12 protein-coding genes and 1 pseudogene are annotated in these 15,105 nt (G+C 61.4%); 7 read left to right on the plus strand and 6 right to left on the minus strand.

Going from position 1 to position 15,105, the window contains the following annotated elements; genetic code table 11:
* Positions 1 to 38: 38 nt before the first annotated feature.
* Positions 39 to 814 (plus strand): annotated as a pseudogene (locus B0G74_RS26115) (MerR family transcriptional regulator).
* 118 nt (positions 815 to 932) lie between these two features.
* Positions 933 to 1,724 carry a hypothetical protein gene (locus B0G74_RS26120; protein WP_132377741.1) on the plus strand — a complete coding sequence of 264 codons (792 nt, stop codon included), beginning with the start codon at positions 933 to 935 and terminating at the stop codon, positions 1,722 to 1,724.
* Positions 1,725 to 1,949: 225 nt separating this feature from the next.
* Here B0G74_RS26120 and B0G74_RS26125 read toward each other — a convergent pair whose 3' ends face one another.
* Complete coding sequence (locus B0G74_RS26125; protein WP_132377743.1) at positions 1,950 to 4,220, minus strand: hypothetical protein; 2,271 nt, start codon at positions 4,218 to 4,220, stop codon at positions 1,950 to 1,952.
* Positions 4,221 to 5,474: 1,254 nt separating this feature from the next.
* Between B0G74_RS26125 and B0G74_RS46245 the strand changes: the two genes are divergently transcribed.
* Positions 5,475 to 5,714, plus strand: coding sequence for a hypothetical protein (locus B0G74_RS46245; protein ID WP_207915699.1), 240 nt, complete (start codon positions 5,475 to 5,477; stop codon positions 5,712 to 5,714).
* 150 nt (positions 5,715 to 5,864) lie between these two features.
* Here B0G74_RS46245 and msrA read toward each other — a convergent pair whose 3' ends face one another.
* The gene (gene msrA, locus B0G74_RS26135) at positions 5,865 to 6,605 is read right to left on the minus strand and encodes a peptide-methionine (S)-S-oxide reductase MsrA (RefSeq protein ID WP_132377745.1); all 741 of its coding nucleotides are present in this window, start codon (positions 6,603 to 6,605) and stop codon (positions 5,865 to 5,867) included.
* A gap of 53 nt (positions 6,606 to 6,658) precedes the next feature.
* Positions 6,659 to 8,533, minus strand: a complete 1,875-nt coding sequence (locus tag B0G74_RS26140) for a cytochrome c biogenesis protein DipZ (RefSeq protein WP_132377747.1) — start codon at positions 8,531 to 8,533, stop codon at positions 6,659 to 6,661.
* A 266-nt stretch (positions 8,534 to 8,799) separates the two neighbouring features.
* Here B0G74_RS26140 and B0G74_RS26145 point away from each other — a divergent pair, with 266 nt between their 5' ends.
* Together B0G74_RS26145 and B0G74_RS26150 are read left to right on the plus strand one after the other, a co-directional pair.
* The gene (locus tag B0G74_RS26145) at positions 8,800 to 9,546 is read left to right on the plus strand and encodes a response regulator transcription factor (RefSeq protein ID WP_132377749.1); all 747 of its coding nucleotides are present in this window, start codon (positions 8,800 to 8,802) and stop codon (positions 9,544 to 9,546) included.
* On the plus strand, positions 9,543 to 11,039 hold the full coding sequence (locus B0G74_RS26150; protein ID WP_132377751.1) for a HAMP domain-containing sensor histidine kinase: 1,497 nt from the start codon (positions 9,543 to 9,545) through the stop codon (positions 11,037 to 11,039). Before B0G74_RS26145 ends, B0G74_RS26150 begins: the two co-directional genes overlap by 4 nt.
* A 42-nt stretch (positions 11,040 to 11,081) precedes the next feature.
* Here B0G74_RS26150 and B0G74_RS26155 read toward each other — a convergent pair whose 3' ends face one another.
* Positions 11,082 to 11,741: a M24 family metallopeptidase gene (locus B0G74_RS26155; RefSeq protein ID WP_132377753.1), complete on the minus strand. Its 660-nt coding sequence runs from the start codon at positions 11,739 to 11,741 to the stop codon at positions 11,082 to 11,084.
* A gap of 428 nt (positions 11,742 to 12,169) precedes the next feature.
* On the opposite strand from B0G74_RS26155, the gene B0G74_RS26160 reads away from it, so the two are divergent.
* Complete coding sequence (locus B0G74_RS26160; protein WP_132377755.1) at positions 12,170 to 13,336, plus strand: porin; 1,167 nt, start codon at positions 12,170 to 12,172, stop codon at positions 13,334 to 13,336.
* Positions 13,337 to 13,495: 159 nt separating this feature from the next.
* On the opposite strand, the gene B0G74_RS26165 is transcribed toward B0G74_RS26160, so the two are convergent.
* Together B0G74_RS26165 and B0G74_RS26170 are read right to left on the minus strand one after the other, a co-directional pair.
* Complete coding sequence (locus tag B0G74_RS26165; protein ID WP_243658305.1) at positions 13,496 to 14,377, minus strand: hypothetical protein; 882 nt, start codon at positions 14,375 to 14,377, stop codon at positions 13,496 to 13,498.
* Positions 14,374 to 14,571, minus strand: a complete 198-nt coding sequence (locus tag B0G74_RS26170; RefSeq protein WP_132377757.1) for a hypothetical protein — start codon at positions 14,569 to 14,571, stop codon at positions 14,374 to 14,376. The genes B0G74_RS26165 and B0G74_RS26170 overlap by 4 nt, the downstream gene beginning before the upstream one ends.
* A gap of 187 nt (positions 14,572 to 14,758) precedes the next feature.
* Here B0G74_RS26170 and B0G74_RS26175 point away from each other — a divergent pair, with 187 nt between their 5' ends.
* A complete protein-coding gene (locus B0G74_RS26175) occupies positions 14,759 to 15,079 on the plus strand; it encodes a DUF4148 domain-containing protein (RefSeq protein ID WP_132377759.1) in 321 nt (106 codons plus the stop codon).
* Positions 15,080 to 15,105: the final 26 nt, after the last annotated feature.

The following is a 15,105-nucleotide window of genomic DNA, read 5'->3' on the forward strand; positions in this document are numbered from 1 at the left end:
GGTTCTAACCCCAACGTGCACACTGACCGGAGGCTCGAATGCTGTTGAAAGTGGGAGAACTTGCGAAGCGCAGCGGACTGACCGTCCGCACGCTTCACCACTACGACGCAATCGGACTGCTGACACCTTCGGCACGTGCTGAGAACGGCTACCGGCTCTACGACCGCAGCGACGTCGCCCGGCTTCATCAGATCCAGGCGCTGCGCCGTTTCGGACTCGCGCTCGCCAGACGCCGAACCCGGAATGGACCGGACTCATCGGCCAGGTCCGCACCTTGATGGACAGCGGCGCGCCACCCGAGGGCGACGAGGCGCGCGCCTTGTCGATGCGCTGGATGACGATGCTCGTGCGCGACACGAATGGCGACCCGCGCCTGCTCGCCAAGCTGAATCTGATGCACGACAACGAACCGTCGATGCAAACGCACATCGGTATTTCGACGCAGTTGCGCGACTATGTGTCGCGCGCCTTTAGCGAAACCAAGCTGCCGATCTACGAGAAGTATCTGTCGCCCGAGCAGATTCGCTTCATGCGCGCCAATTACGGCAAGCGCGCGATGGAATGGCCGCAACTGATGGCCGACGTGCGCGATGCGATCGACGCGGGTGTCGGACCGCAGACATCGCGAGCGCGCGAGCTTGCGCTTCGCTGGCTCGAACTTTTCAGAAGCTACGCGGGCGACGATCCACGTACGCAGGCCAAGTTCCGCCATGCGCTGCAAACGGAGCCGGAGTTGATGGCCGGCACATGGGCGGATGAAACGCTGCTCGCTTTCATCCACGAGGCGATGGCGAACGTTGCGCAGCCGCTTTGATGTGACGCGCGGCTTCCCGTCGGTTTCGGCCGGCCGGGAGTTCAGTGGTCTGAACTGGGTCGATTCTCGCGCTGTGCTGTTCATGCTAGCCTCGTGACTTCCAATAACAGGACGTCGCATGAACACACCTCGATTGCGCCTTCATGGCCTGACCCGGCGACGCACGATCGCGATGCTTGCCGCGTTATTGACCATTTCGACCAGCCTGAATCACTCTGCCCTCGCGCAGACTGAGAACACGACTAGCGTCGAGTATTCCGGCTCAGTCGGCGAAGCGAAGGTCGGCATGACGCTCGTGCTGCATGGGAAGGTGGTCGGCAAAGGGCATTACTTCTACTACCGCTACCTCAAGGACATTGCGCTGACCGGCCAACAATCCGGCAGCGATCTGAAGTTGCAGGAAGCGAACGGCACGTTCAACCTGCACTTCGTGGGCAATGGATCGAACGGCGCCCAGCCACTCGATTTTTCCAATAGCGTGGGCCTTGCCGGCAGTTGGACTGGCGGCGGAAAGACCTTGCCGGTCAAATTCACTCTCGAAGGAATGTCATTCGCGGATGCGAATGCCGGACACCGCTACGGGATGATCACCGACGAAACGGACGACGCATTCGAAGCACGCGCTCAGGGCTTCTATTTCGCCGCTTTGAAAGGCGACCCGAAGCAGGCGGCGCGTTTCGTGCACTTTCCGCTGCGTGTGAACTGGAGCGCGACACATCACGAGATGATAGGTTCGGCGAATCAGCTTGCCGCCAACTGGAATCGCATCTTCACGCCCAGGTATCTTGCGGCGCTACGTGACGCCGTTCCGCACGATATGCCGGTGATCAAGAGCCAGTACGCGATGCTCGGCGCCGGGCTCGCTTTCTTTACGGATAAGGGTGTCGAGGTTTTGAATGCGCAGCGGTAGGCGTTGCGTGGGGTAGAGAATCTTGCAGCGCGGGCCGCTCTCTCCGTCTTTACGCGCGGCGAGCGCGGTCGGACTTGGTGGTTGCGATCGACATCGGCGCGCAATGGCTACAGGGTGCCATCGCCGACCTGACCGTGATGCGTAATCGACGCGCCGCTATTTCGGCGGCGCGTCGATCGTTTTCAGCGCTTATTGGACTGCTTTTTAGCGCGCTAGTCGAGCCGCTTATTGGCCCGTGTAACCGAGCGGAACAGTCGCATTGGCCTTGGCAACCGTGGCGTTGTTCGACACGATGTACTGCGGCACTTCGGTGAGGGTCAGCGCGACCTGGCCGTTGGTGTAGGCAACCGTGCTGACATTGCCGTAACCATCGATCTTCGTCACATTGCCCGACGTGCCAGCGTTGTCGACCTGCAGCGAATAGCTGGTCGAATAGCTCTGGCTATACGTGCCGTTGCTCGTCGGCCACTGCGCGTTGTTGTGCGTCCACGCCGCGGTCACGACCTTGCCATTGCCCAGTTGCTGGAACCCGTACGCAAAGACTCCGGCAGGCGCACTCTTGATGCGGCCCAGCGTATTCGTGCCGTCGAGAACACGCGTCATCGTTGCGAAGGCCATCGCTTCAGGCTTCGGCGAAAGGTTCGTCGCACCGAACGCGCCTTGTGCGTTGTTCAGGTCGAAGAACGAGCCGTATCCAACTTCGCCCGGATAGTCGGGACCGTAGAACAGCGTCGTGACCTGTGCACCGCCGCCCAGCACGATGATGTGCGCCCGCACGCCGACCGCCGCATGCGCGAACAACTGGTTCTGCGACGGCACATTCGGACCGTAGTTGAGACCCGGATCGTAGCTCACGCCGGCTTCCGTGAAGAAGAGCTTCATATTCGGCTTGCCTGCCTGCATGACCGAACGCAGTTGCGTCATCTGGTTGTCGAGCGCGTTGGCCTGGTTCGCCGGATTCGGATCGGAGTCCTGCAATTCAGGCGGATGGGCCGGGTACGTACCCGCATTCCAGTAGCCATGCGTGGAGACTGCATCGATGTAATTCCACAGACCGAGTGCGCCGAACTTCTGCAGATAACCCGTTGTACAGGTGTCGCAATTCGCGGCGAACGGATTGCCGGTGCCCATCACGACGGCATTCGGATCGGTCGAGTGAATGCCCTGGTAAGCAGCCTTGTACATGGCGACGAAGTTCGCGTCGCTATCCGCCCAGCCGAGGCTCGGTTCCCAGGTTACCTGATAGTAGTTCTTTTGCTGATTCGGGTAATTGGCAGCGCGGATCAGGCTCGTATCGGTGCCGACCTTGCTCATGAAGGTCTGGAACTCAGGCATGTTCGACGGCGCATAGTAGCTGTCGTTGAACTGACCGGTCTTCGAATCCCACGCCGGCAGTCCATCGAGACGCACGATACGCATCTGATCAGGATTGGCCTTGTAGAACGGATCGAGGTCGTTCACGTTCGGCGTATACGTATTGGGACCGTTGGGTTCCATGGCCGATACCTGACGGTCGTCGATCGTCCACGAGATGCCCAGAGCGTGCAGCGCGGCGATGTTGCCGTTGAAGCCCTGCATGCCGAAGCGGTGCTGATCCTGATGCGCATACGTCACGGTGCCCAGTGCCGAACTGAGGTTCGGCAACACGCCGAACGTCGCGATACCGACCGGCCGCGTGCCGCTTCTCGGCAACGTGCCGCCGTTCGAACGCAAGGTGGCGGTGAGTGCGCCATAGCCGGACCACGTCGACGTACACGGAATCGTGCTGGTCTGTACGCCTGCCTTGACTGCAAAACTGCCTTGCGTCTTGATCGCACCGTTGGAATCCGCTACGGACCAGACGACGGTATCCGCGCTCGGTGCGTTCGTGGTAATCGCCAGCTTGAACGGGGCGTTGTTCTGGAACACGCGCAGGCCGTCGGTGGTGGGCGTGTCGGCGCTGATCACGCCGTTCGCGGTTCCGCCGGCCGTTTGCGTCGGCGCGCTGCACGACATGGCCGAGCCGCCCGGCGTCGGGGACGGCGTCGCGCTCGGAGTCGGACTCGGCGCGGGAGTCGGCGTCGGGGTCGGCGTCGGCGTCGGAGTCGGCGTGGGCGTCGGGGCCGGAGTCGGCGTGGGAGTCGGTGTGGGGGTCGGGGTCGGGGTCGGGCTCGGGGTCGGGGCCGGAGTCGGCGTTGCGGCAACCGCTTTAACCCAGCAAGACTTGCCATAGCCGAACGCGGGGTCCGACTGCGACACTGCGCCGACGTAGCAGCCGACACCGTTGCTGAACGTGCGCGGCGCGCTCAACATCACCGAGGGCGAGGTGGGCGGAACCGCACCGAACACCACCGAACCCGTTCCGAGGAATGAGCACTTGCCATTTTCCTGCGCGCACAACTTGTATTGCTGCCCTGAGACCGTGATGGTGCTTGCCTGAGCCTGCGCGCTTTCCGCGGCAAACGATGCCAACACTGTTGCCGATGCAACGCCCAATAGTTTCAAGTATCTCGTCATTGTCCGTATGTTTCGCTAAAAGCAGGTTGTCCCCGAGAATTCAGCAAGATCGATCAGTCGTCCCGCCTTGACGTTATTGAGTCCAGAGAGAGGTGAACCTGAGAACGCGCTGACCGCGCTCATTGCTGATGAAGCTGAAGCTTTGATGCGCTGCTATCCGGTAGCGGACGCACTTGCCATCCGCTCGCATGCCGACTTTCGCCGAGCAGCGGCGCGACGTGCACCAACCCCACCCCGTGCGCACCGATAGCGTGAAAAACTCTGTCGACGCCGGGATGAAGAATCCCGCCGATCGAATGACCGGGAAAACATCACAAGGGGTTAATGCATGCCGCTGACGCGACTCGAACATCTGGCGAGGCTCGCACTGACAGGTCAGTGCACCTCAATTTGATAAACAAATTTCGCGCCAATATGCGCGACTTAAAAAGTTAGGATAACGAAAAATTAATGCAATTTTTTTTCGTTCACCGTTGACAGTCCGTTATTGACGTGAACCCGGCGACTCGACAGTGATCGAGAGGCACCCTCGCCTCGCGAGTCGGGTTCGGAACCCAAAAAACCGATCGACCCGCGGATTTTCTTCGCGCGATCCAGCGGCAGCGAAAGTGTCGATGCGTCAAAATCGAAGCGATCCACGCCTCCGCCAACGCCGCTTCGCGCTAAGAAAAGCGGCCTATCGCAGCGCAGCAACCGGTGATGTAACTGTTACAGAAGGGGCAGTGATCGACTAATCCGTCCGGTATTAGTTACAGAAGTTTTTGGCAGACGAATTATAAACGTTTCATCCGCGTAACGTGCCCGATTCAAGGGCGATAAGTGATAATTACAAAAAATTTCAATAAGATCCGTCCGAAGCTTTTCCAAACGAGGGTGAACGGAAAAGCTCTGCCTCATGGCGCGCGTGAAAACGTAAATGTTTGATTTGTCAGCTCATTGTCGGCATTTTTGTTCGTCGTTTTTGTTCGCGTGCAATTCTTATATTGGTAATACAAATACGCTGAAGCCGTTGCCAACCGCTTGGTCCGAACCAACCGGCCAATTCGAACGAAATGCAGAAATAGGTTCGCATCCTTTTTTATCGGAAATTCAGTCCGTGCCAGGACACAATGGAACTGAAAAATCGATGCGCCTATATCCCCGCATTTAGTTTGGATGACGAACCAACAGCGACGAGCAAAATCGACGCGGCATCTGCACCGGCAACACATCCGCCGCCAGCTCTTTTCGGCGGTCTTCTCGAACTACTAGCTGTTGGATACGCTGATCTCCGGCGAGGGCATGCTGACGACGGAAGCGCAAGACTATCTAGAACGCCTCGACATCGCGCACAAGGTGTCGGTTCGCGACGGCGCGTTCACCACTTCCGATCTGTCGACCGGCCAGCGCAAATGGCTCGCGCTGGTGCAGGCGTATCTGGATACGCCGCCCGGTGATGTTGCTCGACGAATGGGCCGCCAACCAGGACCCGAGTTTCCGCTGGATTTCCTATAGCAAGATCCCGCCGGACCTGAAGCGTCAGGGCAGAACGGCTGATCGCGATTTCGCACGACGATCGCCATTTCAGCGCGGCCCACCGTTATATCCGGCTGGAAGAGGGCCGCATCGTAGAAGAAGTGCGGCCCGTGCGTGTCAGCTCACGCCCTATCGCGCCGCCGTCACAAACAACACCGGATCGTTGCGATACAGATCCGGGAACATCCGTTTCAAGTCCGTCACTTTCGGCAGATCGTTGATCGCGATGTACGGGTAGTCCGGATGCAGCGCGAGGAAGTTCTGGTGATAACTTTCCGCCGGATAAAACCCCTTGAAGTCCTCCACGCGAGTCACGACTTTCGCCGAGAACACATGAGCGTTGTCGATCTGCGCGATATACGACTGCGCGATACCGCGCTGCGCTGCATTCACCGGAAAAATTGCCGAACGATATTGCGTGCCGTGGTCGGGGCCCTGATAGTCCAACTCGGTAGGATTGTGCGCGACCGAGAAGAATATCTGCAGTAGACGTCCATACGTGATCTGCGTCGGATCGTAAGTGATCTGCACCGACTCCGCGTGTCCCGTATCGCCGTCGCTGACGGTTTCGTATTGCGCCGTGGATGCCGCGCCACCGCTGTAACCCGACGCGACCTGCTTCACGCCGCGCACGTGTTCGAACACGCCCTGCACGCCCCAGAAACAGCCGCCCGCGAACACCGCCGTTTCACTATGCGTCGTACCGGCTTTCTCGTCCTGTACGGGCGCGGGAATCTTCGTGGCGGCTTCGGCGGAATGCGCGACATGCTGCGCGGCCACCACGCCCAGAGCAACGACGACGAGGCCCATGATTCGAGTGACGGAGAAACGCTTCCGCAGCGACGCTGTGCTGGTAGATATCGTGCGCATGGTCAGTCCTTTTGGTCAGTTGAGAGTTGTTGAGGCGGCTCGCTCGCGCCGCCTTAGCCGAACGTGAAGGCAAACGCCTGCACGCCCGGGTCCAGAAACTCGATCGAGAAAGTGTGATCCCCGACTTCGCCGGTTTGCCGCACCAGTTGATAGAGACGCTGTCTGGTCACGGTGCCGCTGCCATCGGCAGCGACGTCGGTGCCGTGCGACGCGCCGGGCGCGGCGCCGTCGACGCTCACGCGAAACCGCACCGGCTTGCCATCCTTGCCCGGACCGAGCACTAGATGCAGGTCGCGTGCATGAAAGCGATACACGATGCGTCCCGACGGGGCCGCGAGCGTGGCGTGCTCCGCGCCCACGTTCCATGAACCGGCGAGACCCCAGTCGTTGACGCCAGGTTGCGACGGCGCTGCATACGTGTGCGTCTTGTCCGCCACTTCCCCGCCCGGCGACGCGAAATTCTCTGCCCGCTGATAACCGACGTAGGTTTCCGGCGATTGCATGTCGGCGTTGTCGGCCGCGGCCTGCACGCCTTGCGCGCCGCCGTTTGCAATACCGATAGCGACCTTCGACGCGTTCGCATGGCCCGCTTCGGTCAGCAGTTGCTGGATCACCTTCTCGGATTCCGCGTAATCGCCTTCGCCGAAATGGTGATAACGGATCTGCCCTTTCGCATCGACGAAATAGTGCGCGGGCCAGTACTGGTTGTTCAACGCGCGCCAGATCGCATAGTTGTTGTCGATCGCGACGGGATAGTCGACGCCGAGGTCGTGCGTGGCTTTCTTCACGTTGTCGATATTGCGTTCGAAGGCGAATTCCGGCGCATGCACGCCGATCACGACGAGCCCCTGATCCTTGTACTTCTGCGCCCATGCTTTGACATACGGCAGCGAGCGCAGGCAGTTGATACACGAGTAAGTCCAGAAATCGACCAGCACGACCTTGCCACGCAAGTCCTGCGTCGTAAGCGGCGGCGAATTCAGCCATTGGACCGCGCCGTTCAACGGGGGCAGCACGCCTTCGACGGGCAGCGGCGTCGCCTCGGCGGCGGTGCGCATCATCGCGCCGCCCTGCGCGGCATTGGCCACGGTGGAATCCGCATCGGCGTTAGCGGCCGGTTGCGGTGCAGGGTTGGCGCTCGCCATCGCGCCGCCGGACGCGTCGGCCGAATTGCCCGCGGCCGGCGCTTTGCCCGGCGCCGCGTTCGGCGACAGCTTATCCACGAGTTTCTGTTCGAGCCCGCCAGTTGCGACCGTGGAGACACGAGCGAGTATGCCGGTGTCGAAACCGAGCGCGATCGCCGCGACGCCACACAACATCAACGCGCCGATGCCGCGGCGGATCCATTCCCCCGCGCCCAGCGAACGCTTCATCGCCGTAAACACCTTGCCGCCGATCAGCAGCGCCACCGCCAGCGAAGTCGCCGCACCAGCCGCGTAGGCCGCCAGCAGCAACGTCGTGCCGACGCTCGCGCCGCGCAATGCCGCGCCTGTCAGCACGAGACCGAGAATCGGACCGGCGCACGGCGCCCAAAGCAGGCCGGTGGCAATGCCGAGCAGAAACGACGAACCCGCGCGGACCTGCTGACCGTCGGCCTGCGCGAAATTCGACAGGCGATTGCCGGCGCTCACAAGCGGCCGCATCAGATGATCGGCGAAGCGCGGGAACAGCAGCGTCAGCCCGAAGATCGCGAGCAGTGCGATGGCCAGCCAGCGGCCGTACTGGTTGGCTTGCGTGACCCAGCCGCCGCCCACTGCGGCAAGCGTCGCGACGAGGGCGAAGGTCAGCGCCATGCCCGCCAGCAAGGGCAAGCCGCTGCGCACGAAAGGTTGGTCGGCGCGCGCGAAAACGAAGGGCAGCACCGGCAGGATGCACGGGCTGAGAATCGTAAGGGCGCCGCCGAGATAGGCGAGAACGATGAGTAACATGTCAGTTCCGAACGTTCGTTTAGGTCGGTTAAAGTGGGCACGCTGGCTCAGGCGGCAGCCGGCGTGCAGTTCATCCAAAGCCTGATACTGCGGAAAGTGCCCACATCCTAGAGCGCCGCCGGTGTCGAAGTCCTCACGAAAAGTTAAATTAAATGTGATAACTCGCTGCCGGGAAATTTTGCACAATGGCGCAAGGGCCGTTTTTCCCGGCGGCCATGCCCGGCCCCTCTCCTCAACCACGCCCTGAACCGCGGCTGAAGCCCACCATGGACAATTTGAAGCGCATCCTCATCGTCGAAGACGACGTCGACATCGCCAACGTGCTGAGCCTGCATTTGCGCGACGAGCGCTATGAAGTCGTGCACAGCGCCGACGGCAATGAAGGGCTGCGCCTGCTGGAACAAGGCGGCTGGGACGCGCTGATCCTCGATCTGATGCTGCCCGGCGTCGACGGACTGGAAATCTGCCGGCGCGCCCGCGCGATGACGCGCTATACGCCGATCATCATCACCAGCGCCCGTTCGAGCGAAGTGCACCGGATTCTCGGCCTCGAACTCGGCGCGGACGACTATCTCGCCAAACCGTTCTCCGTGCTCGAACTGGTGGCGCGCGTGAAGGCGCTGCTGCGCCGCGTCGACGCGCTGGCGAAAGACTCGAAAATCGAAGCCGGCAGTCTGCGCATCGCCGGGTTGTCGATCGATCCGCTCACGCGCGAGGCCGCCGTCGACGGCAAGCCGATCGAACTCACGCCGCGCGAATTCGACCTGCTGTACTACTTCGCGCAGCATCCCGGCAAAGTGTTCTCGCGCATGGACCTGCTCAATGCGGTGTGGGGCTATCAGCACGAGGGCTACGAGCACACCGTCAACACCCATATCAACCGGCTGCGCGCGAAGATCGAGGCCGATCCGGCCCAACCCGAGCGCATCCTGACCGTCTGGGGACGCGGCTACAAGCTCGCTGTGCCCGGCGAGCCACCGGCGCCCGCCGGCGCACCGAAGGACCCATCGTGAATCTGACGCTGACCCAGCGGCTCTCGCTCGTTTTCTCCGTACTGTTGCTGGCATGCTGCGGCGCGTCGGCCCTCCTGCAAATCCGCTCGAGCGATCTGCACGAGAAGGAAGTGATACAGAGCCTGTCACGCAATCTCGCCGACCATATCGCTCATGGCAATTCGCTGATGGACGCCAACGGCTTGCGGCCCGACGCGGTCCGGCAATTGTTCGGTCAGTTGATGAGGGTGAATCCGAGCGTCGAGGTCTATCTGCTCGACAATCAAGGGCGCATCAAAGGCGACGATGCGCCCGCGGGACACGTCAAGCGCGAGCAGGTGAATCTTGCGCCGATCCGGCAGTTCATCGCGGGAGACGCGTTGCCGATTCTCGGCGACGACCCGCGCAGCGTCGACGGTAAAAAGGTGTTCAGCGCAGCACCGCTGCAATTGAGCGGACAGGCGCCGTCCGGCTATATTTACGTGGTCCTGCTCGGCGAGGAACACGATGCGCTCGCCGCGCGCGTGGCGGCCAGTTCCGTGCTGCGCACGACGTTGTGGTCGATGGCGCTAGTCGCCCTGTTGGGATTGCTCGCCGGTTTGACCGCGTTCGGCCTGATCACGCGGCCGCTGCGCCGCCTGACCGACGCCATGCGCCGATTCGATGCGGAGGGCGAACCCGACACCCAGCCGAGCGTGCCGCGTTCATCGCCGGCCGGTCGGCGCGACGAAATCGCCGTGCTCGAAGCGACGTTCGCGCAGATGGCACACCGCATCGGCGAGCAATGGCGTGCGCTGACGCGGCAGGACCAGCAGCGCCGCGAACTGATCGCCAATATTTCGCACGACCTGCGCACACCGTTGACCTCGCTGCACGGCTACCTCGAAACGCTGTCGTTGAAGTCCGACACGCTCGGCGAGACGGAGCGCAAACGCTATCTGGCGATCGCGCTCGCGCAAAGCGTCAAGGTGGGCCGGCTCGCGCAGGCCTTGTTCGAACTGGCGAGGCTCGAACACGGCAACGTGCAACCCGCGCTTGAACAGTTCTCGCTGGTCGATCTGGTACAGGACGTCTTTCAGAAATTCGAATTGCCGGCCGAAGCGCGGCACATTCAGTTGCGAGCGAATATTCCGCCACGCTTGCCCAACGTCTGCGCCGATCTCGGCATGATCGAGCGCGTGCTGACGAATCTGCTCGACAACGCGATTCGACATACACCCGCTGAAGGATCGGTCGAAGTCGATCTCGCGCATAAGGAAGGCAAGGTGTCGGTCACGGTCAGCGACACTGGCCCCGGCATTCCGCCCGAGCAGCGCGAAGGTCTGTTCGAGCGTCCATTCAGTTCGGGCGGCGCGCATCGGGGCGGTGGACTGGGGTTGCTGATCGTCCAGCGCATGCTGCAATTGCACCATAGCCAGATACGCCTGCTCGACACGGCGGGAACGGGCACGACCTTCTGCTTCGAGTTGCCGACGGCCGCTACCCGGTCGAGTGCCGCCGGTGTCCTGATGTAACTTACTTAACGAAGAGCGCCTTGCTTCGCTGCGGATTCAGGCTCAGACCAGCAAGTCTTCATAGAACGCCCCGAATGGCCGGGTCGGATGGGCAAGCTGGATTTCCAGAATCCACAGGCCGGCGTCCGGACAATCGGCGAAATCGCCCAGGTTGCCGGCCTTGTAGATCGCGTGCGGAAAGTCGCTGACGCGATGGCCCTTGATATCCAGATTCAGACGCCAACCGAGCGCGGCCGCGCGCTGCTCCGCAAAGTCGTATAGCGCTTTTCCGCCAGCGCGGGTCGTGCGCCAATGGTGTGCCACCTCGTCGAATACCGTTTTCGCGGCATCCGCGCAGGCCTTCATCCCAGCGTCGTTGCCGACCACCAAGGTGGCGCCCGCGTCGCCTTCGTGCCCATCCCAAACCACACCGAGGTCGACGAAGAAAATATCGTCTTCCTTGAGCCGCAGGTCGCCTTCCGATGGCTGCTTGAACACCTTCAGGGTGTTTTCGCCAAAGCGCACCAGAATCGGATGCCAGATACGGTCCATGCCCATTTCGTTGAGCACGTTATGGCATTCCGCCTTTGCCTCTGTCTCCAGCATGCCAGGCCGTACCCGTTGCGCCAGCCGGTTCACGGCTTCCCACGTCTTGCCCTGCGCGTATTTCATCGACTCGAGCACGTATCTGCTTCCGACCGCCTGCTTTGCCGCAGCTTCCATCCCATCTCTCCGGTTATATCCGCTTGAATATAGCGAGCGGAACAGCAGGTGTCCACGGCGCACGTCACCTTACTGTGTGTCATAAAGACGACAACTACCTACGAATTCGTTTACGAGAAGTTAACAGGCCGATATATTCCGCAAGACATAACGGGACAAGACGGCTCGCTTCTTTCAAAGACACTCGCGCGCCGGACCGATTCGCCGATGCTCCGACGCGTCCGTCACCAGGCGGCGCCGATCGCGCACAACGTGGTCGTCGTCTCGCCCCCGTTCAATCGCACTCTTCAGACATCGATCTTTCCCTGCGCGACCTCGTGCGGCTTTGCCGTGGGCGCTCGATTCATGTCTGGTGCCGTTTGCCAACCCGGTTCGCGCCGCGCGCAACAACCTGCGCCGCGCAGCCACCCTATAAGAAGAAGGAAAAGATGAAAAAGACCCTGCTCGCAACCGCCGTCCTCGGAAGCATGACGCTCAACGCACATGCACAAAGCAGCGTCACGCTTTACGGCCTGATCGATGCCGGTATCAGCTACGTGAACAACGCCCGCGCCGGCACGGGCCACGACCACCTCGTCAAATACGACGACGGCGTTGCGTCGGGCAGCCGCTGGGGCCTGCGCGGCACGGAAGATCTGGGCGGTGGCCTGAAGGCGCTGTTCGTATTGGAAGGCGGCTTTAACAGCGGCAACGGCACGCTCGGCCAAGGCGGCGCACTGTTCGGCCGTCAGGCTTATGTCGGTCTGTCGCAGAACAAGGTCGGCGCGCTGACGTTCGGCCGCCAGTATTCGTTTTCGACGGACTACCTGGGCGGCACGTATTCGACCGGCAGCCAAACCGTTGCAGGCAACTACGCTTATCACATCAACGACGTCGACCAGTTGACGTCCAGCCGTATCAACAACGCAGTCAAGTTCAGCAGCGCGAACTTCTCCGGCTTCACGTTCGGCGCGTTGTATGGCTTCTCGAACCAGGCAGGCGCTTTTGCCGGCGCACCGGCAAGCGGCACGGCCGCGGCACCGGTCGCGGGTTCGTCGCGCGCGTATAGCTTCGGGGCAAACTACGCGAACGGCCCGATCAGCGTCGGCGCCGCGTACACGGACATCCGCTTCCCGAGCCAGGCCGTCCCGACCTTCTCGACCACCCTTGCAAACGTGACGACAGGCAACGTGCGCGACTTGCGTACGTACGGTGTCGGTGGCCGTTACACGATCGGCGCGGCCACGCTGTGGGCGCTCTACACCAATACGCGTTTCGAAACGCTGACGGGCGCGGCGACCACGTTCACGGCTTACGATGCAGGCGCGAAATACGCGTTCACCGCGGCCTTGACGGTCGGCGCGGGCTATACGTACATGCATTTGAGCAACGCGAACACGGGCCACTGGAATCAGGGTGACCTGAGCGTCGACTACGCGCTGAGCAAACGTACTGACGTGTATGCGCTGGGTATCTACCAGATCGCTTCGGGCCACAACACGGCAACGGGCGATGTGCAAGCGCAGATCGGCTCGAGCACGAGCTTCTTCGGTCCGTCGGGTCCGGGCGCGGACAACCAGTTGGCATTCCGCGTCGGCATTCGCCATCGTTTTTGATGCATACGCAACTCGCCATGGCGAGTTGCGCTGTTAGTTGAACGGTATCTCGCCGCGCAACAACCGACGAGCTTCAGTGTCCGCACTTCTCTTTGTGCTGCACGCTGAAGCTCGTCGGCACATCCTGGGTCGTGAATGACACGCGATGAACGTCGAGAATCAGGCGTCAATCATCGCCTTCCGAAGCCGCCGACGTTCCAGCCAGTTACGTAGCTGGCCCGCCACGAACGCACCGATCAGCAACGACAGATACAGCATCAGGATGTTGTGGCGCCATGCATCGAGCGCGAGTTGATGCCCGACCAGCTTCGGGTCGGCGTGCAATGGTCCGACACGAAGTGCCAGGACCGCCAGCTTCATTCGAACAAAACCCACAGCGGACAGCGTAGGCAACAGAACGAGCAGTGCAATCAGAAAGGGCTTCGCGCGCCGCGCCCCTTCACGATGACGCATACGCAGCCACAGTCCCAGACAACCATGTACCCAGCCCGGCGCAAGCAGCGCAAGCTGCAAACCTTGCGTGCCGCTGGTGATGAGCGATATCACGATGCGCTCGTAGTTCGGTTCGAAACCGTACAGCGACGAGGCAAGGCGGGTGGACACCACATGGCGGATCAGCAGTAGAGGCAGACTCAGTCCCGCCCAAAGCCGAACCCATTCAGTGAGCGGCAGCTTCCAGTGACGGCGGCCATAGATCGTTCGCAGCGCCAGCGAAAAATGCAATAACGACGCGCCATAAAGGAGCACCGTTCCCGGCGCACTGCGCCACACCCGCAGCGCCAGCACAAGACCGCGCCCCGCAAGATCCAGCGACCAGATTCCGAGTGCGTGATTGACCAGGTGCAGGGAAAGATAGACCAGCAGAATCACACCGGACACGAGCTGACAGCGGCGCAGAAAAGTATGGACGGTCGATTCCCTCACAACGCGAGCAGACAAACTCAGCGGCCGCCGAAAAGGCATCAGCGGCGCGCGCCCGGCGGCTCGCAGCATATCGCCCGCAAGCAGAGGCTTCCAGGTCGCAATGCGCGTTCGATTCATTTCGGCCCCCACGCACGAGGCCGTTCCTGCCGGTTGCCACCCGTTTTGTGATTCACCGGCGCCTGGCGAATAGCGTCCGCAAATTTCTGTAGCGCCGACAGCGAACCGCACACGCTGTGGTATTCCTCCCGGCCGATCCGGGCGTCGAGAATAACCGCCATTCCCGATTGGCGGGCCATGTCGATGATGTCCATTTTGATCACCCCCAATTCGTGTCTTCACGCACTGCAAGACGCGGAATCCGAGGCGGTTATTCCCACGCTTTTCTCAGCGCGCTGCCGGGAATAAGAAATCCACTCCGCTGGTTTACCGGTTCAGAGCGTGCTGATGCCGACTCGCGTCGAGTTCGAACCTTGCGCTCGCATATCGAGGAGTATTGACATGAAACTGATCTCTCTGAACCGTCTCATGGTCCGCGCCGTAGCCGGCGCACTCGTCGCAAGCGCCGCCCTTCTGGCGACGGCGAGCGGTGCCTATGCGCAAACATCGGCCACGCCCGGCACGCATCAAGTCACGCGCGCAGAAGTGCGCCATGAACTCGAGGAGTTGGAAGCCGCCGGCTACGACCCGTCTCGCGGCGACGAAAGCGACTATCCGGCCGATATTCAGGAAGCGGAAAGAAAAGTAGCCGCCATGCACGCAGCCCAGCAGAGCGCGCTCAGCGACAATCAGCCGGCAATGCAAAACATGCCCATGCATTGATGGCGGTCCGGTGTGTGTGAACCTGT

The organism is Paraburkholderia sp. BL9I2N2, from assembly GCF_004339745.1.
In the GTDB taxonomy this organism is placed as follows: Bacteria; Pseudomonadota; Gammaproteobacteria; order Burkholderiales; family Burkholderiaceae; genus Paraburkholderia.

Coding starts and splice junctions, on each gene's coding strand:
- B0G74_RS26160 (WP_132377755.1), top strand. CDS start 12,170: ATGAAAAAGACCCTGCTCGCAACCGCCGTCCTCGGAAGCATGACGCTC.
- B0G74_RS26165 (WP_243658305.1), bottom strand. CDS start 14,377: ATGAATCGAACGCGCATTGCGACCTGGAAGCCTCTGCTTGCGGGCGAT.
- B0G74_RS26170 (WP_132377757.1), bottom strand. CDS start 14,571: ATGGACATCATCGACATGGCCCGCCAATCGGGAATGGCGGTTATTCTC.
- B0G74_RS26145 (WP_132377749.1), top strand. CDS start 8,800: ATGGACAATTTGAAGCGCATCCTCATCGTCGAAGACGACGTCGACATC.
- msrA (WP_132377745.1), bottom strand. CDS start 6,605: ATGCGCACGATATCTACCAGCACAGCGTCGCTGCGGAAGCGTTTCTCC.
- B0G74_RS26140 (WP_132377747.1), bottom strand. CDS start 8,533: ATGTTACTCATCGTTCTCGCCTATCTCGGCGGCGCCCTTACGATTCTC.
- B0G74_RS26155 (WP_132377753.1), bottom strand. CDS start 11,741: ATGGAAGCTGCGGCAAAGCAGGCGGTCGGAAGCAGATACGTGCTCGAG.
- B0G74_RS26125 (WP_132377743.1), bottom strand. CDS start 4,220: ATGACGAGATACTTGAAACTATTGGGCGTTGCATCGGCAACAGTGTTG.
- B0G74_RS26120 (WP_132377741.1), top strand. CDS start 933: ATGAACACACCTCGATTGCGCCTTCATGGCCTGACCCGGCGACGCACG.
- B0G74_RS26175 (WP_132377759.1), top strand. CDS start 14,759: ATGAAACTGATCTCTCTGAACCGTCTCATGGTCCGCGCCGTAGCCGGC.